The sequence below is a fragment of the Bacillus sp. FJAT-45066 genome, from assembly GCF_002335755.1.
Classification (GTDB): Bacteria; Bacillota; Bacilli; order Bacillales; family Bacillaceae_I; genus Bacillus_CD; species Bacillus_CD alkalisoli.
Genome location: NZ_NISQ01000001.1, coordinates 2,010,668 through 2,032,661 on the forward strand (window position 1 = coordinate 2,010,668; position 21,994 = coordinate 2,032,661).

At 35.6% G+C, this 21,994-nt stretch carries 25 protein-coding genes; 6 read left to right on the plus strand and 19 right to left on the minus strand.

What is annotated here, in order from left to right:
* Positions 1-6: 6 nt before the first annotated feature.
* The 6 genes from CDZ92_RS10245 to CDZ92_RS10270 all read right to left on the minus strand — a co-directional run bounded on the left by CDZ92_RS10245 (position 7) and on the right by CDZ92_RS10270 (position 7,352).
* Complete coding sequence (locus CDZ92_RS10245) at positions 7-1,686, minus strand: peptide-binding protein (RefSeq protein WP_096155147.1); 1,680 nt, start codon at positions 1,684-1,686, stop codon at positions 7-9.
* A 120-nt stretch (positions 1,687-1,806) separates the two neighbouring features.
* Positions 1,807-2,829, minus strand: coding sequence for an ABC transporter ATP-binding protein (locus CDZ92_RS10250; protein ID WP_096155148.1), 1,023 nt, complete (start codon positions 2,827-2,829; stop codon positions 1,807-1,809).
* Positions 2,829-3,809: an ABC transporter ATP-binding protein gene (locus CDZ92_RS10255; protein ID WP_096155149.1), complete on the minus strand. Its 981-nt coding sequence runs from the start codon at positions 3,807-3,809 to the stop codon at positions 2,829-2,831. Before CDZ92_RS10255 ends, CDZ92_RS10250 begins: the two co-directional genes overlap by 1 nt.
* A gap of 423 nt (positions 3,810-4,232) precedes the next feature.
* A complete protein-coding gene (locus CDZ92_RS10260; protein ID WP_096155150.1) occupies positions 4,233-5,015 on the minus strand; it encodes a DUF2268 domain-containing protein in 783 nt (260 codons plus the stop codon).
* 134 nt (positions 5,016-5,149) lie between these two features.
* Positions 5,150-6,388, minus strand: coding sequence for a beta-ketoacyl-ACP synthase II (fabF, locus tag CDZ92_RS10265; RefSeq protein WP_441296493.1), 1,239 nt, complete (start codon positions 6,386-6,388; stop codon positions 5,150-5,152).
* Between the two features lie 31 nt (positions 6,389-6,419).
* Positions 6,420-7,352 (minus strand): beta-ketoacyl-ACP synthase III, encoded by a 933-nt coding sequence (locus tag CDZ92_RS10270; RefSeq protein WP_096155151.1) that lies wholly within the window; start codon positions 7,350-7,352, stop codon positions 6,420-6,422.
* A 190-nt stretch (positions 7,353-7,542) separates the two neighbouring features.
* On the opposite strand from CDZ92_RS10270, the gene CDZ92_RS10275 reads away from it, so the two are divergent.
* A complete protein-coding gene (locus CDZ92_RS10275; RefSeq protein ID WP_096155152.1) occupies positions 7,543-7,785 on the plus strand; it encodes a hypothetical protein in 243 nt (80 codons plus the stop codon).
* 32 nt (positions 7,786-7,817) lie between these two features.
* Here CDZ92_RS10275 and CDZ92_RS10280 read toward each other — a convergent pair whose 3' ends face one another.
* The 5 genes from CDZ92_RS10280 to CDZ92_RS19985 form a co-directional block, all read right to left on the minus strand.
* A complete protein-coding gene (locus CDZ92_RS10280; RefSeq protein WP_096155153.1) occupies positions 7,818-8,003 on the minus strand; it encodes a ComZ family protein in 186 nt (61 codons plus the stop codon).
* 2 nt (positions 8,004-8,005) lie between these two features.
* On the minus strand, positions 8,006-8,959 hold the full coding sequence (locus tag CDZ92_RS10285) for a BMP family ABC transporter substrate-binding protein (protein ID WP_096156968.1): 954 nt from the start codon (positions 8,957-8,959) through the stop codon (positions 8,006-8,008).
* A 173-nt stretch (positions 8,960-9,132) separates the two neighbouring features.
* Complete coding sequence (locus tag CDZ92_RS10290; RefSeq protein ID WP_096155154.1) at positions 9,133-9,906, minus strand: hypothetical protein; 774 nt, start codon at positions 9,904-9,906, stop codon at positions 9,133-9,135.
* 89 nt (positions 9,907-9,995) lie between these two features.
* Positions 9,996-10,736: a hypothetical protein gene (locus tag CDZ92_RS10295; protein WP_096155155.1), complete on the minus strand. Its 741-nt coding sequence runs from the start codon at positions 10,734-10,736 to the stop codon at positions 9,996-9,998.
* 194 nt (positions 10,737-10,930) lie between these two features.
* On the minus strand, positions 10,931-11,071 hold the full coding sequence (locus CDZ92_RS19985; protein WP_157842747.1) for a hypothetical protein: 141 nt from the start codon (positions 11,069-11,071) through the stop codon (positions 10,931-10,933).
* Between the two features lie 141 nt (positions 11,072-11,212).
* Between CDZ92_RS19985 and CDZ92_RS10300 the strand changes: the two genes are divergently transcribed.
* Positions 11,213-11,395: a YjzD family protein gene (locus CDZ92_RS10300; protein ID WP_096155156.1), complete on the plus strand. Its 183-nt coding sequence runs from the start codon at positions 11,213-11,215 to the stop codon at positions 11,393-11,395.
* 289 nt (positions 11,396-11,684) lie between these two features.
* Here CDZ92_RS10300 and clpB read toward each other — a convergent pair whose 3' ends face one another.
* The 6 genes from clpB to CDZ92_RS10335 all read right to left on the minus strand — a co-directional run bounded on the left by clpB (position 11,685) and on the right by CDZ92_RS10335 (position 16,791).
* Entirely contained in the window at positions 11,685-14,276 is a 2,592-nt protein-coding gene (gene clpB / locus CDZ92_RS10305) for an ATP-dependent chaperone ClpB (RefSeq protein WP_096155157.1), read from the minus strand.
* A 132-nt stretch (positions 14,277-14,408) separates the two neighbouring features.
* A complete protein-coding gene (locus CDZ92_RS10310) occupies positions 14,409-14,588 on the minus strand; it encodes a YjzC family protein (protein ID WP_096155158.1) in 180 nt (59 codons plus the stop codon).
* 114 nt (positions 14,589-14,702) lie between these two features.
* Entirely contained in the window at positions 14,703-15,083 is a 381-nt protein-coding gene (locus tag CDZ92_RS10315; RefSeq protein WP_096155159.1) for a hypothetical protein, read from the minus strand.
* Positions 15,084-15,360: 277 nt separating this feature from the next.
* On the minus strand, positions 15,361-15,699 hold the full coding sequence (locus CDZ92_RS10325) for a transcriptional regulator (RefSeq protein WP_096155161.1): 339 nt from the start codon (positions 15,697-15,699) through the stop codon (positions 15,361-15,363).
* 20 nt (positions 15,700-15,719) lie between these two features.
* Positions 15,720-16,061 (minus strand): metal-sulfur cluster assembly factor, encoded by a 342-nt coding sequence (locus CDZ92_RS10330; RefSeq protein ID WP_227521513.1) that lies wholly within the window; start codon positions 16,059-16,061, stop codon positions 15,720-15,722.
* The gene (locus CDZ92_RS10335) at positions 16,048-16,791 is read right to left on the minus strand and encodes an alpha/beta fold hydrolase (protein WP_096155162.1); all 744 of its coding nucleotides are present in this window, start codon (positions 16,789-16,791) and stop codon (positions 16,048-16,050) included. Before CDZ92_RS10335 ends, CDZ92_RS10330 begins: the two co-directional genes overlap by 14 nt.
* A gap of 122 nt (positions 16,792-16,913) precedes the next feature.
* On the opposite strand from CDZ92_RS10335, the gene CDZ92_RS10340 reads away from it, so the two are divergent.
* The 3 genes from CDZ92_RS10340 (at position 16,914) to CDZ92_RS10345 (ending at position 18,898) form a co-directional block, all read left to right on the plus strand.
* Entirely contained in the window at positions 16,914-17,720 is an 807-nt protein-coding gene (locus tag CDZ92_RS10340; protein WP_096155163.1) for a Cof-type HAD-IIB family hydrolase, read from the plus strand.
* An 811-nt stretch (positions 17,721-18,531) separates the two neighbouring features.
* Positions 18,532-18,684: a hypothetical protein gene (locus CDZ92_RS19990; RefSeq protein WP_176483750.1), complete on the plus strand. Its 153-nt coding sequence runs from the start codon at positions 18,532-18,534 to the stop codon at positions 18,682-18,684.
* A 1-nt stretch (position 18,685) separates the two neighbouring features.
* Entirely contained in the window at positions 18,686-18,898 is a 213-nt protein-coding gene (locus tag CDZ92_RS10345; protein WP_096155164.1) for a DUF3813 domain-containing protein, read from the plus strand.
* 281 nt (positions 18,899-19,179) lie between these two features.
* On the opposite strand, the gene CDZ92_RS10350 is transcribed toward CDZ92_RS10345, so the two are convergent.
* A complete protein-coding gene (locus tag CDZ92_RS10350; protein WP_096155165.1) occupies positions 19,180-20,004 on the minus strand; it encodes a BsuPI-related putative proteinase inhibitor in 825 nt (274 codons plus the stop codon).
* 50 nt (positions 20,005-20,054) lie between these two features.
* Positions 20,055-20,897, minus strand: coding sequence for a YitT family protein (locus CDZ92_RS10355; protein WP_096155166.1), 843 nt, complete (start codon positions 20,895-20,897; stop codon positions 20,055-20,057).
* Between the two features lie 198 nt (positions 20,898-21,095).
* Here CDZ92_RS10355 and CDZ92_RS10360 point away from each other — a divergent pair, with 198 nt between their 5' ends.
* The gene (locus CDZ92_RS10360; RefSeq protein WP_096155167.1) at positions 21,096-21,953 is read left to right on the plus strand and encodes a DegV family protein; all 858 of its coding nucleotides are present in this window, start codon (positions 21,096-21,098) and stop codon (positions 21,951-21,953) included.
* The last annotated feature ends 41 nt before the right edge of the window (positions 21,954-21,994 follow it).

Consider the following 21,994-nt stretch of genomic DNA (forward strand, 5'->3'; position numbering starts at 1 on the left):
TAGTGATTAGTCTTGCTTTAACCACCATTTGTGAATGTTGTAGAATTCCGCTCTTGCATGGAACTCAAAGCCTTCTAAGTTAGCAGGCATTGCACGGTGTGCATTTGGATAGTATAAGAAAGTATATGGTTGTTCTTCAGCAATGATTCTGTTTGCTGCTTGGATGTACTCAGCACGCTCTTCGCGGTCCATAGTACTCATGTTTAAGTCCATATATTTGTCAGCTTCTTCATTAGAGAACCCAACAAAGTTTAAACCTTCTTCAATTTCTTTAGAGTGGAAGATACCACTTGGATTTGGATCAGTTGATAATGCCCATCCTAAGATGATTGCATCAAAGTTCCATGCTGGAGGGTTAACATCCGCTAAGAATGCAGACCATTCCATGATATCTGGAGTAACTTTGATACCAAGACCAGCTAATTGATCTTGAATTACTACCGCTAAGTCTTCACGGATTTTGTTACCTTGGTTCGTTTTTAAAGTGAATTCGAATTTTTGGCCGTCTTTCTCTAATGTGCCGTCAGCACCTGGAGTCCAACCAGCTTCCTCTAACATAGCTTTTGCTTTTTCTACATTGTACTCGAATTTAGGAACATCTTCGCTATAAGCCCAGCTTAATGGAGACTCAGGTACGTGAGCTACTTCTCCATCGTTATTTAAAATTGTCGCAACCATTGTTTCACGGTCTAAAGCGTGAGTAATTGCTTGACGAACAGTCTTGTCTTCGAATAATGGGTTACGTAGGTTGTAACCTAAGTAAGTGTAAGATAATGCTAAACCAGATTCGATTTTAAGTTTACCTTGCTCTTCCCACTCTAAAGCAGTTTGGTAATCAGAAGCAGGAACTGTGTAATAATCAATGTCTCCAGCTGCTAAAGCAGTTAATAATGCATCAGCATCAGGAATAATACGGTAAGTTAAAGAATCAAGGAAAGGACGACCTTCCCAATAATCATCGTTTGCAACTACGCGTACATATTGACCATCTTCCCAAACGTCAAACTTGAATGGACCTGAACCGATTGGGTTTTTTACGTTGAACTCAGTATATTCACCTAAGTCAGCGATTGCAACTTCACCTAAGATGTGCTTAGGTAAGATAGGGAAACCAAAAGCAATATGGATAGTTGGATCGATATCGCTTAAAGTGATTTTTACAGTTAACTCGTCAACTTTTTCAACAGAAGCGATTCTTTCAAAGTAACCACGACGAGGACCGTCATAGTCTTCATGTAAAGGAATGCTTAAAGAGAATACTACGTCATCAGCTGTTACAGGCTCACCATCATGGAACTTTAAGCCTTCACGTAATTTGAACGTGTGCTCCATGTTGTCTTCTGAAGCATCCCAGCTTTCAGCCATAGATAAAGTTGTGTCAAAAGAAGTGTCACTTCCAACTAATGCATCAAAGATAAATCCTTCGATTGCAGAAGAAGCAGTATCTGCAGAATAGTAACCATTGAATAATGTTGGGCTTCCAGAAGCACCAATTACTAAGTTACCACCAACTTGTGGACCTTCTTCTTCAGGTGCCTCTTCAGTACCTGTGTTATTGTTGTTATTATTACCAGGTGTTGTTGGCGTTGTTGGTGTTGTTGTGTTGTTGCTGCCACACGCTGCTAAAAATAACGTTAAAACTAGTGATAATGCGATTAACAGTAAGCCTTTTTGTTTTAGCTTCACGTCTTTTTCCCCCTTAAAATTTTAAATGTTCTGAAAATGAAAGGTAAAAATATCGTAAGTTTCTTACTTTACCTAAGACCCTTCAAATCAGGATATATATCATCGTGCTTATCATCTAGATTAAACTAGATGACAAGCAACAAAATGATCAGGTTTAACTTCCTTGAATTCAGGAATTGCTTCTCTACAAATGTCAGTCGCCAAAGGACAACGTGTATGGAATACACAGCCTTTTGGTGGGTTCGCTGCACTTGGCAGTTCACCTTTTAATACGATTCTCTCCCGCTTGGCTGTTTGGCCTTTGCGACGAGGTGTTGGTACTGCTGATAGCAATGCTTGCGTATAAGGGTGTAATGGATCATTATATAAATCATGCTTGTTAGCAAGTTCCATCATTCTTCCTAAATACATAACCCCGACTCTGTCACTAATGTGACGAACAACACTTAAATCGTGGGAGATGAAAATGTATGCCATTCCCATTTCGCGTTGTAAGTCTTGCATTAAGTTAATGATTTGGGCTTGTATCGAAACATCTAGCGCTGAAACTGCCTCATCGGCAATGATTAAATCAGGGTTAAGCGCTAGAGCTCTTGCTATTCCAATACGTTGACGTTGTCCACCTGAAAATTCATGAGGGTAACGTTCAATGTATGAAGGATCTAATCCAACTGTTGCTAATAATTCTTGAATTTTATCTTCACGCTCTTTACCGTGGTAAAGATTATGAGTTTTAAATGGTTCTGCAAGAATAGAGCGTAATGTTTTCCTTGGATTTAACGTTGCGAATGGATCTTGGAAGACCATTTGAATGTCGCGGCGAACTGTGTTTCTAAGCTCACTCTCACTCATCTTCGCAATGTCACGACCTTTAAAGATTATTTCTCCTTCAGTCGGTTCATACAGTCGGATAAGCGTTCTACCAGTAGTTGACTTACCACATCCAGATTCTCCAACTAGACCTAGAGTTTCACCTTTTTTGACAAATAAGTTAATGTCGTCAACAGCTTTTACATTCCCAACCGTTCTTTGTAATAAGCCTGCCTTGATTGGGAAGTACTTTTTAAGTCCTCTTACTTCAAGGAGGTTATCAGTTGAGTTTTCTTGTTGTTGACCTTTTAAGTTTGTATCTGTTGCGTTCATTATTTTGCCTCCTCCCCTTCATATAAGAAGCATCTTACCGAGCGGTTGCCTTCTTTCTTTTGTAAAGTTGGAATTTCGCTTAAGCAACGGTCAAATGCTTTTGGACAACGAGGGGCAAAGCGACACCCTGCAGGTAAGTTCGTTGGTGGTGGTACATTCCCTTGGATTGATTCTAATCTAGAAATGTCACTTTCAATGTTAGGAATAGAACCCATTAGCCCTTCTGTATAAGGATGAAGTGGCTCTTCAAATAAGTCTTCCACGGATGCTTCCTCAACTACTTGACCACAATACATAACTACTACTCTATCAGCTACTTCTGATACGACGCCTAGGTCATGTGTGATTAAAAGTATGGAAGTATCAAATTTATGGCTTAAATCTTTCATTAGGTCTAAAATTTGCGCTTGGATTGTAACGTCTAACGCTGTTGTAGGTTCGTCAGCTATTAATAGCTTCGGGTTACAACTCATTGCCATTGCTATCATTACCCTTTGTCTCATACCACCTGATAATCGGTGAGGATAATCATTAATGATTTCATCTGCGCGTGAGAATCCTACAACTTCTAACATTTCAATTGCTTTTTTAATTGCTTGTGATCTTGTCATCTTTTGATGTAATGTTAAAACTTCTGTAATCTGTTCTCCAATAGTTAATACTGGATTTAAAGATGTCATTGGTTCTTGGAAAATCATTGAAATGTCATTACCACGGACTTTACAAAGTTCGTTCTCCGATAGTTTCGTTAAATCTCTACCTTCGAAATTAATTTCTCCACCCACGATCGCTCCACCTGGTTTTGGTATTAATCCCATGATGGAAAGTGACGTAATGGATTTACCTGAACCGGACTCTCCAACTAATGCAACAGTTTCACCTTTTTTAATTGAAATGTCTACCCCATCAACTGCTGGAATAGCTTGCTTTTTCTTAAAAAAGTGAGTTTGTAAGTTTTTTACTTCTAATAAAGCTGACATGAGCTTCACCTTCCTTTACTCATTCGATGCTAGTTCTAATTTGATGTGTAAGTAGTCCATTTGTAACGTGAATTTTCATTGTTATAAATATTTTAACAATTCTTTACGGAATTATTACAAAAATATAAAACTAGTAAACTATTTCTTAGGTAGATTTAGATTTTTCTAATAATTTATAACAATATTACAGTGTTGATTTTCTTCGGATTCTTTATTTACTAAATTATCCGAAAATAATTATCGTCTGTATGTATAATATTACAAAACGTTTACAAATACAAGTGAATTTTTGAAATAAACTTAAAACTTTTTCGATTTGAACTATTTAAAACCTTCTACAATGACTGATTATAGTAAAAAATCAAAAAAAATACTAGCCTTTTTTCGCTAGTTTTCAAAATTTTTTATTTATTCTTACAAGAATTATATTGTTATTGCTAGTTTTATATCTTCTAAACTCATATTAAATAATTCTTTATACGTTATGTTCTTGTTTTGCATAGCTTTTTGTACTAGATAATATCCAACGCAGTAACCAACCATTTTCGGATAGTATCCTTTACCAAATAAAATATTATTATGTTCTCGTTCTATTCTTTTTATGTTTTTATGGGGAGAAATGATCTTTTTATAAAAGCCTTCTAATTGTTCCTGCGTATAGTAGTTGGCCCAACTCGCTGTCCACTCTTTTCCAATTTGCTCTTTTACAGCACTTTCAGCCAGCCCTTCAATAGTAATCGAATCTAGTAATGTCATTTCTTCTTCTTTTCGTTTCTCTTTTGCTAAAACGCAAATATGATTATATTCATGAGTTAAAAGCGCTTTTAATTCGTTTGTCCCGATATTTTTAGGTAGAAATATAAACAATTTGTCTTTGAAAGCTACTCCAGATTTCCCATTAAAATCTCTTGCTATTTGTACATTATTTTCATCAGATGGAAAAATAAAGATGGGGATATCAGGTCCGGCCCATATTCTTTTTAATATTTTCCATTCTAGCTGGACAATTTTCCAAATATTTTTATTTTGTAATATTGTTACAGTTTCTTTACCGTTTTTTGTTGGTCGATACATTCCGTGACTACCAAGGTAGTCATATAATTCTCTCGGTGTAATGTCTTCAAAGTAAGGAAGGAGGTTTTCACATACTTTTACTGGTTCATCGTAATTTTTGCTTAACCATCTATCGGTTTGTATAACACTCATCTTTTATACATCCCTTTTTGTCTTTTTGTCATGCTATGTTCGAGATATGATTTTGTGTTTGTCAGCCTTTATTTTGGGCATCGTGAGGAGAAAATAAAAACACCCGACCAAGAGGATCGAGTGCATTAATTCCATTATTGTTCAAATCGCTTAAACACGATTGTTGCATTGTGACCACCAAAACCTAGTGAGTTACTCATTGCAACGCGTACTTCTTTTGTCTTTGCTATATTAGGTACATAATCTAAATCACATTCTGGGTCTGGAGTTACTAAGTTGATTGTTGGTGGGATGATTCCTGTTTCAATTGCTTTTATTGTAAAAATCGCTTCCACACCACCAGCTGCACCAAGTAAATGACCTGTCATTGATTTAGTTGAACTTATAGAAACATTATATGCATGGTCTCCTAAAACTTCTTTAATTGCCATTGTTTCGTACTTATCGTTGTACTCTGTACTTGTTCCATGTGCATTAACATAGTCCATTTCATTTGGAGAAAGGCCAGCGTCATCGATAGCCATTTTCATTGCTCGTGCTCCACCTTCTCCAGCTGGTGCTGGTGCCGTGATATGATGAGCATCTCCTGTAGATCCGTAACCAACTATTTCTGCATAAATTTTCGCACCGCGTGCTAAAGCATACTCCAGTTCTTCTAAAATTAATATTCCAGATCCTTCACCCATAACGAATCCATCACGGTTTGCATCAAACGGACGACTAGCTGTTTTAGGATCGGGATTAGTTGACAAAGCCTTCGCTGAACTAAAACCAGCAAACGAAATGTCTGTTAACGGTGCTTCAGTCCCCCCAGTAACCATCACATCCGCATCCCCACGTTGAATTACTTTAAATGCATCACCAATACAGTTTGTACCTGTTGCACAAGCAGTTACTGTACATGAGTTTACGCCTTTAGCGCCTAGAGCAATCGATACTTGTCCAGTTGCCATATCCGGTATCATCATTGGCACGAAAAACGGACTTACACGACGAGGTCCTTTTTCCAAAAATGTTTTATATTGGTTTTCAAATGTTTCCATTCCACCAATACCTGAACCAATCCATACACCAACACGTGGTGCATTTGATTCGTTTATATCAAGATTAGCATCTTTTACTGCCATGAGTGAAGCTGCCATCGCATATTGAGTAAAACGGTCCATGCGACGAGCCTCTTTTTTATCCATAAAATTTTCCGGATTAAAATCTTTTAACTCTGCTGCTACCTTTGTTGGGAATTGTCCGGAGTCTACCCTCGTTAAAGCTCCAACTCCTGAAACCCCATTAATAGCGCTTTCCCACGTTGTATTTGCATCGTTACCTATTGGTGTTACTGCCCCTATTCCAGTTACTACTACTCTTTTTTTCATGTTCATTCTCCTTTCAACTGACATCCAAGTTTTATTTTCCCCAACGGATGGCAATTGCTCCCCATGTTAGCCCGCCTCCGAAACCTACCATTACTACTACATCACCATCTTTAATTCTACCATTTTCTACCTCTTCTACAATAGAAATAGGGATAGATGCTGCAGATGTATTTCCATATTTATTTATTGTCATAGACATTTTCTCAATTGGTAATTCAAGTCTTTCTCTTGCTGCTTCCATAATTCTAATATTTGCTTGATGAGGAACTAAAAAGTCTACATCTTCCTTAGATAGACCGGCTTTTTCAATGACATTTACAGCAGATTCTCCCATCTGTCTAACCGCAAATTTAAAAACTTCTCGCCCATTCATTATAATGTATTCATCTTGAAATAAGTGTTTTGCTCCTGTACCGTCTGCTCCTAATTCAAAAGATAGTATTCCCTTATTTTCAGAAACTGGACCAAGTACTACAGCCCCTGCACCATCACCAAAAAGTACAGCTGTATTTCGATCATTCCAATCCGTAATTTTTGATAGCTTTTCTACACCGACAACTAATACGTTTTTATAATCACCATTTTCAATAAATTGTTTTCCGTTAATGATTCCATACATAAAACCTGCGCAAGCAGCACTTAAGTCATATGCACAAGCCTTTTTTGCTCCAAGGCGTTCTTGAATCATACAAGCAACAGATGGAAATGGACGGTCTGGTGTCACTGTCGCAACTATAATCATATCTAAATCTTCTGCCGTTACCCCTGCATCTTCCAACGCTTTTTGCGCTGCAAAGTAAGCCATATCTGAAGTATCTATATTATCCTCTGCTAATCTTCGTTCTTCAATCCCCGTTCTCGTTCTAATCCATTCATCCGATGTATCTACAATCTTTTCCATATCTAGGTTTGTCATTATTTTTTCAGGTAAATATCGACCAATACCAATAATCCCCGCATTCATTCACAACACCTAACTCTCTAATTTATTATCAAATATTATGACTTGGTACTAATTTTATAATAAAATGTCACATATTACAATAGTTAACCCCGCACATGTAAAGTTAAGTATTAAAATTAGACTTCTGCCTATGCACGTTTGACTAGTAATGCATAGGATACAGTGAAGTCTTTGGAAAGGTGGAGATATTTTGGATGAGAAAGAACATGAAGTTAATAGTGACCCATTTTCTCGCTTAATGTTTGGGGAACGAGAACAACAACAACCTGAAGAGAAAAAGCCTCTCGATATGACTCAATTGAATGTATCTAATTATAATTATACGGAGTTATTTGAGAAAGTTGATTCCATAATGGAGTCTGTGAATAAGTTAAAACCGTTAGTAAATGAATTATCCCCATTATTAGATTTCTTAAAAAAGAAAAAGGACTAGGTGAATTTCACTTTGTCCTTTTTTTGTATTATTTACTTCTGTCCTTCTTGCTTTCCTAGTTCGTATGCTTCGTCCATTACTTTTGTTAGTAGTGTCATGAATGGTTGAAGGTGTTCTATACTTAATTCGATTCCAGTTTCGTCAAGCATCTGTTTCGCTTCTGGTAAGTGTTTCATAGCGATTTGCATAAATTGCATTTGTTTTAATTGATCTTCCATTGTTATTCTCCTTTTACTTGTTCGTTTGGTAATAAACCTGTTTCTTTATATGTTTCTATATTTTGGAGTATTTTTTCTTGAAAAGGTTTATCGACTAATGGGCTGAACTTCCCTAGTGAGATAACATCATCTTCAAAATCAAAATATAGTGATCCAGATGATAATTCGCCAGATAAGTAGTTTCTAAAAACTAGTTCATATAATTCTGGAACGTGTTGAACAGTACTGGTCAACACTGTATTTTCTCCTAAGTCAGATTGGTCCGTAACAAAGCCAATCGCATATTTGCCTTTACTCTTTAATTGATTAATGACTGGAACGTTAAAGCCGTCCCCCGCTGGGTAAACGATATCAACGTCATTTTCTAGCATACCTTTAAGGATAGTTAATGCAATTTTAGGGTCATCCCAATTTTGAGTGTACTCAATGAACACTGTAGCGTCAGGGTTCTGATAAGAAACACCTTCAAAAAAGCCATCTACTTCAGGTTGCCATTCAAATGCAGCAATAATTCCTACTTTATTCGTTTCTGTCATATGGCCACTAACCATTCCACCGAAAAAACCCATAGCATTTGCTTTAAAGTTTAGGCTTGTAACATTTTTCCCGTAAACGGTTGAATTAAAACAAACAAAATGTATATGAGGATAATCATCTCCTATTTCGTCAAACACTTTTGCGTATTGATTTCCATGACCAAAAATAAACGTAATTCCCTTTTTATCGAATTCCTTCACTGCTTTTTTTATTTCTTCTTCCTGTTCAATTCCTTCTTCATAGAACACATCTAAATTAAATGTAGATTGAATTCTAAGTAAACCTTTATATCCTTTCGTTCCCCAAACTTGGTCATTTATAGTATCTGGAACAAGTAGTCCAACTTTATTTTTATCATTCGAAGAAACTTGTCCACAAGAAGTTAATAGAAGAAGAACAATTATAGAAAATAAAGTCATAAATCTTATTTTTTTCAAGTGAAGACACCATCCTAACAAGTAAAAAACTGTAAACTATTGTTACATTATTATGTATTAGGAAAGAAAAACTTTCCTATTCTAACTTATATATTACACTCATCTCATTATAATAAAAGAGATATTTCAAAAATACCATATATTCTTAATATAATTTACATACGTTTTCTACGAATCTTAGAATGTAATACATGATCTTCAACCGCTTGTTTTACGGTATAAGTTGGTTTACAATCAATGAAATTCCAAACGGATTCGCCTTTCCTTATAGGTGACGTATTAACTTTCGATAGTTTAATAGACAACTCCACAGCCAATTCATCAGATACGTTTTTGTTTGGATTTGTTACCAGTAATACTTTTTGATGAATTCGTTCTTTACTTTCCAATAAAGAAACTAATATTTTTGAAACATCTTCTACATATATATAGTCTTTTTCTACTACCATGTCATTTTCTCCATCACAATCCATTTTTCCTTCGACTTTATTAAAAATTATTCTTTGGATGGTATCTTTTTCTGGCTGCCACGGTCCAAACACTTCATTAAATAGAATCATTACTACATTACCAAGTGAATCCAAATATTCTATCCAGTCGTCATTGGCTGTATCTACTCGTTGGATAATGTAAACAATCTCAAAGAGTTGTGACAAATTGTTTAGGTGTTTTTTCTCGTTTTCTGTTAGTTTTTTCTCTGGAAAATAGAAGGCTGCCCCTCCACTTTCACTTTCTAACAGTTCTAGGCTTTCTACGTTTTTATATTGAAAGAATGCATTTCTTCCAATCTCCATTAACATTTCATCTGTTTCTTTTCGTTGTTGTTGTTCCGTTTCTATGCTTAATACTTCATATTCTTCCTCTATCAATTTTTTACACAAGCTAAAGGCAATAAAGTTGGAAGCACCGATTACTACAATTCTATTCAAGTTTTATCCCTCCTCGAAAACTAGCTCTTACCGTATCTTATGCAATCGACATAATTAAAGTCCCCATTCGATTTTTAGAATAGAGACTTTTATAGTTTTGTTTCGAATTTCGTAAAGAACTGACAAATGGAACTACCGTAAGAATATCTTTTTTCCACAAGGTGATACGTTACTTGAATTGGATGTGAAAGTTTTTTTCTCCATTCTTCATATATTTTGCAATGTACGTTAGGATCGTAAGTGAAATTCGTTGTAGTTTGCCAAATCTTAACTGGCAATTCACTTATAAAGTGATGACCACTTATTTGCTTTATTTTATTTTCTAATTCCTCTTTGTTCACTTTATGTGCATCTAATAGCTCTTTATATATTTTTTTAAAGAAGAATTTTCTTTCTTTTTCTTGCTTGTAGTGAGCATATAAATCAAGACACGGATTTATAAGAGCTACGGAGCGCACATTTTCTTTTATTATTTCCATCAATTGAAGTGCAACTAGGGCTCCCATTCCTTCTGCTAAAATATGAATCTTACTATTTAAGATTTCCTGCTTTAAAACGATATGATACAACTGTTGTATATGTTCTAAAGCTCTTTCACTTCCCCAATTTGCTCCGTACAAATTAGAGTAAAAAATGGTATATCCTGCACTTAGAAGTTGTTCCATTATTTTCGTTCGTCCTATATGTTGCGTCCATAAGCTCTTGTGCTCATCTACAAAGTGATTAGTGTCCCCGATAATAAGTACTCCAAATCCGTTTGGCTTCTCTGGAACATGAACAACATTCCATTGACCTCCCATTAGAAAAAATCGTATATTTCTATCCATCATACTTCCTTTCCTCCAACATCTTCACCGTATATTTTATCGTATGAAAAAAAGACTTTCCTGTTAAAGGCTTTTGAAGGATTTTTCCATATTGTTCAATAATTTGTGCTAAAGTTCACATTCGTGTTATTTCATATTATTTGTTATTTCATTTTAATGGTAAATCTACCTAAAGTAAAAAATAAAAGAAGGCGATTTTAGCAAGCACCTTCTTCGTCATGGACATTAGTTAGCTCTTCATTTAAGCGTTGTAATGTTTCTTTTCCTAGTTCCGTTAAGTTTGTTTCTTTTTGTTCTAACAATAATTTCAGCTCTTTTAACTTATCTTGATTTGCCAAAGTATATCCTCCTATTTTCAAAAATATGGTTACAGAAAAAATTACTAAAGAAAACGAATACATTTTTACGTTTATTATATGCGTACTTTGTGGTAAAATATCCGAAGAATGTAGTTCTTTATGATAGGAGGATATACTAATATGCGTTTCTTTTGGACTTTAGTATGGTCTTTATTACTTGTAAACATGATTTCTTATGTTATTGCAAGTATGCAAGGTGATACATATAATTATGTAATTGCAAGTGGTGTAGCTGTAGTGTTTACACTAGTTATTTCATTAATCGGTGCGGTTCTTCCGAACGAACCAGTTGAAAAACATTAATATTTTTTTACAAGAAAGAACTTGACTGATGTAGACAAGTTCTTTTTTATTTGGCTTTACAAGAACTGCATTTGATTCCCGCGCAAGCCATCACTTTTCGGAGTGGCTGGAGCCTACTCGTCTTCGCCTGTGGGATTTACTCCCGCAGGACAAGCAAGGCTACGGGAGCGATGCATCGCACGAAGGAAATTCGATAGCATTTTCGAGGAGCCTCCGACTTGCGCGGAAATCAACTGCTAAACTAGTATAAAAAAAAATCAATATAATCCTTAACACAGTCTGTCTTTTATTACTTTGATACTAAATACAATTTTCCTTCTTTAAAATCAATTACAATTTCTTCCTCTTCTTTTATCGTTCCTTTGATTATTTCTTTTGCAAGTAATGTTTCAATATGTTTTTGGACAAATCTTCTTAGGGGTCTAGCTCCATATTGTGGTTCATAACCTACTTCTGCTAAATAATCTTTTGCTTCATCTGTTAGCGTAACTGTCATTCTTCTATCTTGTAGGCGCTTTTGCAATTCATTGATTAATTTATCTAATATAGAACGAATTTCATTTTTATCCAATGGAGCGAACAGGATAGTTTCGTCGATACGATTTAAGAACTCAGGACGGAAGTGTGATCTTAATTGTTTCATGACAAGTTCTTTTACTTCCGCTGAAATTTCACTTTTGTTTTCTTCATTTTGATTATTAAGCATAAATTGTGAGCCAATATTAGATGTCATAATAATTACTGTGTTTTTTACATCAATTGTTCTACCTTGTGAATCCGTAATTCTTCCATCATCTAGCATTTGTAATAATATATTAAATACTTCTGAATGTGCTTTTTCTATTTCATCTAACAACACGACTGAATATGGTTTCCTTCTTATCGCCTCTGTTAATTGCCCACCTTCTTCATATCCTACATACCCAGGAGGTGCACCAATCAAACGGGATACCGCATGTTTTTCCATATACTCTGACATATCAATTCGAATAATTTGTTCTTCACTATCAAAAAGCGATTGTGCTAGTGCTTTAGCTAATTCTGTCTTCCCTACTCCAGTTGGCCCAAGGAAAATAAAGGAGCCAATAGGTCGATTCGGGTCTTTAATACCTGCTCTTGCCCTTATAACAGCGTCAGAAACAAGTTGAACTGCTTCGTCTTGACCAACTACTCTTTTTTGTAAAATAGTCTCAAGATTAAGTAGCTTTTCTCGTTCCCCTTCCACTAATTTTGTAACTGGGATACCTGTCCATTTGGCAACTATACTAGCTATTTCTTCTTCTGTTACTTCTTCTCTTAGTAATTTACTTCCTTCTTTTTCTTTAGATGCTTGTTCTAGGTTTTTAATTTCATTTTCCAGTATTGGTATTTTTCCATGGAGAATTTCTGCTGCTTTATTTAAATCATACTTACTTTCTGCTTCTTCTAACTCACGCTTAAGTTTTTCTAGTTGTTCACGTTTGTGTCTAATTCCTTGAATAGAGCTTTTTTCAACTTCCCATTGCGCACGCATAGTTGCTGCTTTTTCATTTAATTTTTCTAATTCTTTTCTAATTTGTAGTCGCCTTTCTTCACTATCTTTATCTTTTTCTTTACTTAATGCCGCTTCTTCTATTTCTAGTTGCATGATTCTTCTAGTCACTTCGTCTAATTCGGTAGGCATAGAATCAATTTCTGTGCGAATCATTGCACAAGCTTCGTCAATTAAATCAATTGCTTTATCAGGAAGAAAACGTTCTGAAATATATCGGTCAGATAAAGTAGCTGCCGATACGATTGCTCTGTCTTGTATATTTACTCCATGGTGTATTTCAAATCTTTCCTTTAACCCTCTTAAGATAGAAATAGTATCTTCTACTGTAGGTTCTTGAACCATTACTTGTTGAAACCTTCTCTCTAATGCTGGATCTTTTTCAATGTATTGTCGATGTTCATTTAAGGTTGTTGCCCCTATGCAATGTAGTTCACCACGAGCGAGCATTGGTTTTAACATATTTCCTGCATCCATCGCTCCTTCTGTTTTACCAGCTCCAACGATTGTATGTAGTTCATCAATAAAAAGAATGATTTGTCCATCACTTTTCTTTACTTCATTTAAGACAGCCTTTAATCTTTCTTCAAACTCACCTCTGAATTTTGCTCCTGCTACTAATGAACTCAAATCAAGGGAAAAGATAGTTTTATTTTGCAAGCCTTCTGGTACATCTTTTCTTACGATTCTTTGAGCTAGTCCTTCTACTATAGCTGTTTTACCAACACCTGGCTCTCCAATTAGGACAGGGTTATTTTTCGTTTTTCGTGATAAAATTCGAATCACTCTTCTAATTTCCTGATCACGTCCAATTACAGGATCCACTTTTCCTGACTTTACATCTTCAATTAAATCTCTACCATATTTTTTTAACACTTCAAATGTTTCTTCAGCATGCTGACTATCCACTTTCTGGTTCCCCCTTATCTTCCTAATAGCTTCTTCGATTTTTTCTAACGAAATAGGTGTTTGCCAATTACGATTATTGTTTATTTGTTTTACAAATTGAAAAACTACATGTTCCGTTGATATAAAATCATCCTGCCAGCTTTTTCTTAGTTCATCTGCTTTTTGAAAAAAGTGAACTAATGAATGTGACGCATAGATTTGGCTATTTCTTTCTCCTTGGAAAGTTGCTTTTTGGTTTAATTTTTCTTGTAGTTCAGACAGAAGAGAATGTATTGTAATATTCGCCACTTCAAAAATTCTCTTAGCAATCCCTTCTTGTTGGTTTAGTAATGTAAAAATAACATGCTCTATATCTAATTCTGTATGTTTTTTCTCCACAGCTATCGTTTGTGCTTGTTGTAATGTTTGCTGTAAGTGTGAAGTAAGAATATTTATATCCATAATTAACAGCCTCCTATTATAGTTTGACCATTATTGACCTTTTAACACTATTATACAGAAGAAAAAACCATCCTTACAAGAAGGATGGTTTGATTTGCATGAAAAGTTTCTTTCTTGCAACTTATTATTTCATTAAGGCCTGCGTTTTCTTGCCCAGACACGGTTATGGTTAGATGTTTCTGGGAAAGAGTCTCCAGCTTTTAAATTTACTCTTTTAGGATTTTTGACCATACTTCCTGTTTCACCGATTTCTAAGTAAGTACCGTTATTCGGTGCTTTTTGGCCAGGTCGAAATTGTTGGTTTTGTCCCATTCATTTTCCCTCCTAATATAGAGCACTCCATTTTACATGTTTCGGTGCACATGTAATATGGAATTCATATTTATTTTACCCAACGCTCTAAAATATATTGAAGGGAAAATCTCTTTAGAAATATGGAAGTAATGAAATAGCAGTAATTGCTGCTAATGGTAAGACGAGAGGACGAAATCTTCTTCTTGGATAAAAATAACCTGGATAGCCACCGTAGCCTGAATATCCGTAGCCAGGGTAACCAAATGGTATTCTCATCATTTGATTATGCATATCCCCTTGCGGCATTTGTTCGCTCATTTGGTCTGTTTCATCCATTGGTACTGCAAAGGTAGCATTATCTTCGGCTACATCTACAATAATTCCATCAAATTGATTTCCATCTTGTGTTTGCACCATTACGTAATCCTTTAAGTGGTTCGCACAAAGTTCATACATATGGTTAGTATTTTGGTGATTACGGTTGTAAAAATCTTGGTGATTTTGGTAATACATTCATACCCCTCCCTTTCTTTCGTATCTTATTCATGGAAATGGGAATGGGTGAATGTCTTAAATGTTGTTTATTTTTTCTTTTAGCTGTTTCCAAGACCGCTGTTGATTTCCGTGCAAGGCTTCGGTTTCCGCGGGCGGGCCGGGATCCTCCTCGTCGCATTCGCGCATGCGGGGTCTCCCGCTCCCCGCTTCTCCCGCAGGAGTCTCCTCCTTGCACGAAAATCAACAGCTAATAAGTAGTTAAATATCAACATTAATCCTTAACAAAGCTTTACTTTTAAGAAATAGTTAATACTTCATGTTTAGTGGCTAGTTCAACGAATAGATCCATGCCTTTTATTTTTCCGACTGTTAGTTTGTCGGCAACTTCATAATGTTCTACACATGTACGACATGCATAAACGTGTACGCCACTGTTTTCTAATTCTCCTAAATGAACAGATGTTAGTGATTGTTCTGTAGCTGTGAGTACACCAGTGTTCATTAGGAATATTGCATGTGGTAAACTTTCACGTTGTTTTAATAAAGTGAAAAATGTCTCTAATACAGATTCCCCAAGTGCTTCTTCACCTTTTCCTAACTGATTAGAGCTTACTAATATAATTTTATTTTCCATTAAAACCAATTCCCTTCTGCTTAATAATCCGCAACATTTAAAGCAATTTTCGCTAACCTAGACATTTTATCTCTGCTCCATGGTGGATTAAATGTAATATTCACATCTACACCCTTGACACCATCAATGTTAATTAACGCTTTTTTAACATGTTCCACAATTGTGCCTGCAAGAGGGCAACCAATAGACGTTAATGTCATTGTTACTACTACTATCCCTTCTTCTATTTCTACTCCGTAAACGAGTCCTAAGTTGACAATATCAACGCGTAATTCCGGATCTTCCACTTCTTCTAGTGCTTCCATAATTTTTACTTTTAAGTCTTCTTGTCCCATGTTCATCTTCCCTTCATAAGTATTCATTAAACCAACTAACTGTTTTGTACATGCCATGTTTAGATACTTTGTGTTCTGCTTTTTCGTCAATAACTAATTCGAAATGAGAGCTAGAGTCCTTTAGCGCTTCATAAAACTCTTCTATATAGTTTGATGGAACTTCCTTATCACATTTTCCATGCCAACAAAATAATGGACGGTTTTGTAATTTATCTGGTTGTTTACTTAAATCATATGGAACAATTTGTTCTAATGCTGTTCTAATTTCTTCTTCAGAGAAAGTATTTTCAGGTAGCGCACTTAATTTCATTTGGGCAAATGATTTATAATCAGGACAACCCATTAGGCTAACTGCTGTTTTGATCCATTCAAATTGCGTTAGTGCACCAAGGGTAATAAATCCACCCATGGAAGTACCAACGACTCCAATTCTGTCTTCGTCTATTTTTCCCTGATGTAGAAAATGTTTTCGTAAAAAATCTAATTCATGAATAGTTTGTATCACTATTTTCCAAAAAACAGGACCTAATTCCGCTTCATTTTTCCTATTCGTTCTTTCTCCGTGATAAGTACAATCTGGTAAAAAGATTCGAAAACCTTTTTCCGCTAATAAATAGGCATAAGATAAGTTCATTTCTTTCATACTTGTAATGCCATGAATAAAAAAGATTGTCGGCGCTTTTTGTTCTGCAATCGACTCGTTATAAACTTCTAACAAGGGAATTTCACCGACAAACTGCTTGTTTACAATTATCATTATCTTTCTCCCCCAAACAATTTCTATATCTTTCCATAGAACAAGTGTAACATGTAGACAATTATTTTGAAAAAAGGTTACACTTAAAATAAGACATTATTTTTTTGTATAAAGGAGTACATATGGAAAAACATTTAATTGCTATAGATTTAGACGGAACATTACTTACAGACGATAAAAAAATCTCTAGAAGAAACAAACAAGCGTTACGAAAAGCGATGGAACAAGGACACGAAGTTGTAATTGCAACAGGACGACCTTATCGAGCAAGTATTATGTATTATGAAGAAATTGGCTTAACTACACCAATTGTTAATTTTAATGGTGCGTTTGTTCATTTCCCTGGAAACGATGATTGGGGAGTATTCCATGAACCTCTTGATTTAGAAACGGTTAAAGAAATTGTAAAGATTAGTGAAAAATATCAAATTCATAACATTTTAGCAGAAGTAATGGATGATGTTTATTTTCATTTTCATGATGAAAAGTTGTTAGATATATTCAGTTTTGGGAATCCAAAAATGGAAACAGGGGATTTAAGAAGTATTTTAAAGAAAGATCCTACATGTATATTAATTCATGCAAGTGAAGATGAAGTAGATAAAATACGTCACTATTTATCTGAAGTGCATGCGGAGGTAATCGATCATAGAAGATGGGCTGCTCCATGGCACATTATTGAAATTGTACGTACAGGACTAAGTAAAGCAGTAGGTCTTGAAAGAATTGCAAAACACTACAACATTCCGCAACAAAATATTATCGCTTTTGGTGACGAAGATAATGATTTTGAAATGATTGAGTATGCTGGCACTGGTGTAGCGATGGGCAATGCAATTGAAGAATTAAAAGAAAAAGCAAACGAAGTAACACTAACTAATGAAGAAGACGGCATAGCAGTATTTTTAGAAAACTATTTAAAACTATAAGTTCCAACAGAGGCTGGGACAAAACCTAGTGAATATAATGGAAGAGGCCTGTAAGAACATTTTTTTATTCTTGCGGGCCTCTACTTATTGATGGAACAAAGGTATTTTACTATACGAAAGAAAGTACTTGAAGCACTCTCTACAAAAGCACTTCATTGACCTTATAAAGTTCAACTACACTAATTCTTTTATGCCAGATTACTTCATCGGCCATATGAAGGTCATCTACTACCAATTTTTTATGCCTGATGAACTTCATCGGCCTTATGAAGGTCATCTACAACTAATTTTTTATGCCTGATGAACTTCATCGGCCTTATGAAGGTCATCTACTACCAATTTTTTATGCCTGATGAACTTCATCGGCCTTATGAAGTTCATCTACAACCATTTTTTCATGCGAGATAAACTTCATTGGCCTCTTTGTCCCAGCCTCTTATTTTTAACTGCGTAGTTTGGTGCTGTTATTCAAAGGTTATGACCTGTTGATTCCGTGCAAGGTGAGACTCCTCGAATATGCTACCGCATTTTCTTACGAAGCATGCATCGCTCCGTAGATGGCGCATTTTTCCTCAATAAGACCATGGATTATGAGTCGTGGAGCTAGCCCTAGCCATTGAAACTAGACAAGCCCGCGGAAAGCGAAGCCTTGCACAGGAATCAACAGACTTAAACTTAGCCATATTTTTAGAAAAGGCAACAATTCCCCTTCATAGATTATTCAAATTGTCCCACACTATAAATGGGCGAAGATATCGTCCTGAATCGATCGTTCAATTCGCTTTTCTGATTATTAAAAGGGGGAATTGCAATGGGTAGAAGCAACAAATCAAAACGTTTTGTACAACATGGGAAAAATGCGGTTCAACTTCATGACCAACAGTTCCCATATCATATGACACTTGAACAGTCGGAACAACGTAAAGCAAAGCAAGCAGAGCAAAACTCTTTAGGAGGAATATAATATGGGCAATCGTTTATTCCAATCCGCAAAAGAGGCTGTTATGAACGTTATTCAACATAAAAGTGAACACCAATCGTCATATGAACAACAGGATGTAGAAGTTGCCAAAAATGCACTATCCTCCGCTTATGCAAACTCAACAGAAGCTGAACAACGCCAGCTTCGTGAGTTTCAAGATCAGTTAGAGCAATCGATGCATAATAATAAAGAGTAAAAAGAAGGGGTGTCTAGAAAGTATTTCTAGGCACCCTTTATTCGTTCCTAAAAAAAGTGCCGGTGGTGTGACCGCTTTCCGCGGGGGAGGCGGTGAGCCTCCTCGAGCCCAAGGGCTCTGTGGGGTCTCACCAGCCTGCCCTCTACCGCAGGACAAGGAAGGCTACGGGAGCGATGCATCGCACGAAGGAAATGCGGATGCATTTTCGAGGAGTCGGCCACACACCGGCACTTTCATTTATGTTTAGACTTTTTATTTCTTTTGTTACACCACTTCTTTAACTAAAGCCTTTCTAGCGTCACATAATATTCATTTACAATGGAGCCGTCTTTTGCACTTCTTTCAAAAAGCACTAGAGTTACTGTACCATGCTCAGGAAGTTTATCTTGATCGATGTTTATTTCTAGCTCAAATTCCGACCAACTTGGAGCCCCTTCCTTTAATGTAAAGAAAGTTTCTTCTACTAAATAATTTTGACCATCTTCTACAAAATAAGAAGCTGTAGCTTCAAATACTCTACCTTCACCACGAACGATGTATCGGCCGTTTTCGCCTTCTACCGTTACATTGCGATAGGCTTTATTTTCTGCTGGTACAACAAAATTAGTTGTCATACTAAATAATTGATCGTTAACTTCCATATTACTTATTTGATAAGGAACAAAAAACGCTCGTGCCTCATATTCACCTTCTGGCAACCTTTCGCCATCTATTGTATAATTCCAACTTTCTTCCCATTCTAGTCTTTCTCTAGAAGGTAATGTTAGTTGTTCTAATGCCTCCGTAAACATACGGTCATTTGTGTATCTGTAAACTTCATTACCGCCTTTTGTAACGACAATTTCATATTTTTGTCCTGTAGAAAAGTACAATTCAGCTTCTGCTTCATTTTTGTTTGTTAGTCCTAAAACAAATTGAACTTCATTAGAACCTGCTAATGCTATAAAATCCATCTCTATTTTATTTAAATCAATTACTTCAGCTGGTACTTCCGCTACTGGAGTTTCTTCATCTGGTTTTGGAACGTTGTTGTTATTATTATTTGTTACCTGTTGAACGCAACCTACAGAAAGAATTAATATTAAGCAAGCTAATAATTTTTTCACTTTATCACCTACCCCTTTTCATTAGTATATTCCACAATACACAACATGCTCTAATCTCTTCGGAAAAATCCAAAAATCCCAGTTGTTTGAACAATATTTGTAAAGGCATTTTCATCTACATCTTTAATGATACGTTCTAAGTCATAAAGTTCGTATCTCGTTACTACGATCATTAACATTTCTTTTTCTTCTCCAGAGTATGCACCTTTTGCAGGGACAGATGTAATACCGCGGACCATTTTTTCGTGAATGGCATCTTTAAGATCCTGACCTTTTTTGGTAATAATCATAGCTGTTAGTTTTTCGTGACGCGTATGTATGGCATCGATAACCCTTGTTGAAGCATATAAAGCTACAAGGGTGTATAAAGCTTTTTCCCAACCAAATATTAAACCTGCTGTTAAAATAATGACTGAATTTAGTGCGAAGAAGTATATTCCTACTGGCTTGTCCTTCATTCGTGAAAGTATCATCGCAATAATATCAAGTCCACCAGTGGATGCTCCCCACTTCAATGTTAATCCTACTCCAACCGCAGCTATTACTCCTCCAAATACAGCATTTAATAATATATCATCATTAAATTTATAAATAGGAACAATTTCTAAAAATAGTGACATTAAAAATACACTTAAAAAACTGTACACAGTAAAAGATCTTCCGACTTTTTTCCAAGCTAAAATAGTTACAGGAATATTAAGTACGAGTAATGTTAAACCAGTTGATACGGTAAAAGGTAAATAGTCTTCTGAGATTCGAAACGCCAACTGAGCAACTCCTGTAAAGCCACTTGCATATACATCAGCAGGAATTAGGAAGAAATTCATTGCAATAGCATTAAGGAATGCACCAATGATTACGATAATAACTTTTTTTGTTTGCTGAACAACCATATTGTGTAACCCCCAATTTTCCAAACATTGTTAGTTTATGTTTTTCCCTTTATTTTAATCATCCTAACATTTTTTTCTTGCATCTAATATGTATTAACCATTACATTAAAGAAAAGGTTTCATTTTTACGTATTAAAAGGTAGAGTAAAGATAAAGTATGAAAACACATGAATGTAAGTATAATAAAGAGGTGATTAGATGACAATAAGAATTTTAGCAGATAGTGCTTGTGACTTACCTAAAAGTTATTTAGAAGAAAATGATGTGGAGTTAATTCCATTAAAAGTATTGTTCAAAAATGATGAGTATGATGATATGGTGACCATTGACTCCAAACAAATTTTTGATGCAATGAAAGAAGGAGAAGTAGTAAAAACTTCCCAAGCATCTCCGGAACACTTTAAACGTGTTTTCACAGAAATTGCCCATAATAATGAAACAGCTATTTACGTTGCTTTTTCTTCAGAGCTATCAGGTACATATCAAACAGCCATGTTAATGCGTAATGATGTTTTAGAGGAATTCCCCAACTTAGATCTTACAATTATCGACTCCAAGTCAGCTTCTCTTGGCTTAGGATTAATTGTAAAAAAAGCTATTGAAAGTGCTAAATCTGGAGCAACAAAAGAACAACTTTTAGAGGAAATTCAACATACTTGTACACATATGGAACATATTTTCACTGTGGACAATTTGGATTATTTAGCTAGAGGTGGTCGAGTTAGTCGTGCTTCTGCATTTGTAGGTGGTCTGTTAAACATTAAACCTTTACTACATATGGAAGAAGGAAAACTTATCCCAATTGAAAAAATACGAGGTCGCAAAAAGGTTTTACGCCGAATGGTTGAATTAATGAAGGAACGGGGTACTTCTTTAGACACACAAGTTATCGCTATTAGTCACGGTGATGATGAAGAAACCGCACATGCACTAAAAGAATTGATTCAACAAGAAACTGGCAATCATAATATTTATATTTATTCTATCGGATCTGCAATAGGCGCTCATTCTGGCCCTGGAACAATAGCTCTTTTCTTCTTAAATGAAGTGAAATAAACTTTTCTGTATTGGACATGCTATTCTTATACTTACCCATT

Excerpts from the sequence above, each read along its gene's own strand:
- CDZ92_RS10250 (WP_096155148.1), bottom strand. The coding sequence starts at position 2,829 with ATGAACGCAACAGATACAAACTTAAAAGGTCAACAACAAGAAAACTCA.
- CDZ92_RS10255 (WP_096155149.1), bottom strand. The coding sequence starts at position 3,809 with ATGTCAGCTTTATTAGAAGTAAAAAACTTACAAACTCACTTTTTTAAG.
- CDZ92_RS10260 (WP_096155150.1), bottom strand. The coding sequence starts at position 5,015 with ATGAGTGTTATACAAACCGATAGATGGTTAAGCAAAAATTACGATGAA.
- fabF (WP_441296493.1), bottom strand. The coding sequence starts at position 6,388 with ATGAAAAAAAGAGTAGTAGTAACTGGAATAGGGGCAGTAACACCAATA.
- CDZ92_RS10270 (WP_096155151.1), bottom strand. The coding sequence starts at position 7,352 with ATGAATGCGGGGATTATTGGTATTGGTCGATATTTACCTGAAAAAATA.
- CDZ92_RS10280 (WP_096155153.1), bottom strand. The coding sequence starts at position 8,003 with ATGGAAGATCAATTAAAACAAATGCAATTTATGCAAATCGCTATGAAA.
- CDZ92_RS10285 (WP_096156968.1), bottom strand. The coding sequence starts at position 8,959 with ATGACTTTATTTTCTATAATTGTTCTTCTTCTATTAACTTCTTGTGGA.
- CDZ92_RS10295 (WP_096155155.1), bottom strand. The coding sequence starts at position 10,736 with ATGATGGATAGAAATATACGATTTTTTCTAATGGGAGGTCAATGGAAT.
- CDZ92_RS10300 (WP_096155156.1), top strand. The coding sequence starts at position 11,213 with ATGCGTTTCTTTTGGACTTTAGTATGGTCTTTATTACTTGTAAACATG.
- clpB (WP_096155157.1), bottom strand. The coding sequence starts at position 14,276 with ATGGATATAAATATTCTTACTTCACACTTACAGCAAACATTACAACAA.
- CDZ92_RS10310 (WP_096155158.1), bottom strand. The coding sequence starts at position 14,588 with ATGGGACAAAACCAACAATTTCGACCTGGCCAAAAAGCACCGAATAAC.
- CDZ92_RS10315 (WP_096155159.1), bottom strand. The coding sequence starts at position 15,083 with ATGTATTACCAAAATCACCAAGATTTTTACAACCGTAATCACCAAAAT.
- CDZ92_RS10325 (WP_096155161.1), bottom strand. The coding sequence starts at position 15,699 with ATGGAAAATAAAATTATATTAGTAAGCTCTAATCAGTTAGGAAAAGGT.
- CDZ92_RS10330 (WP_227521513.1), bottom strand. The coding sequence starts at position 16,061 with ATGAATACTTATGAAGGGAAGATGAACATGGGACAAGAAGACTTAAAA.
- CDZ92_RS10335 (WP_096155162.1), bottom strand. The coding sequence starts at position 16,791 with ATGATAATTGTAAACAAGCAGTTTGTCGGTGAAATTCCCTTGTTAGAA.
- CDZ92_RS10340 (WP_096155163.1), top strand. The coding sequence starts at position 16,914 with ATGGAAAAACATTTAATTGCTATAGATTTAGACGGAACATTACTTACA.
- CDZ92_RS19990 (WP_176483750.1), top strand. The coding sequence starts at position 18,532 with ATGGGTAGAAGCAACAAATCAAAACGTTTTGTACAACATGGGAAAAAT.
- CDZ92_RS10345 (WP_096155164.1), top strand. The coding sequence starts at position 18,686 with ATGGGCAATCGTTTATTCCAATCCGCAAAAGAGGCTGTTATGAACGTT.
- CDZ92_RS10355 (WP_096155166.1), bottom strand. The coding sequence starts at position 20,897 with ATGGTTGTTCAGCAAACAAAAAAAGTTATTATCGTAATCATTGGTGCA.
- CDZ92_RS10360 (WP_096155167.1), top strand. The coding sequence starts at position 21,096 with ATGACAATAAGAATTTTAGCAGATAGTGCTTGTGACTTACCTAAAAGT.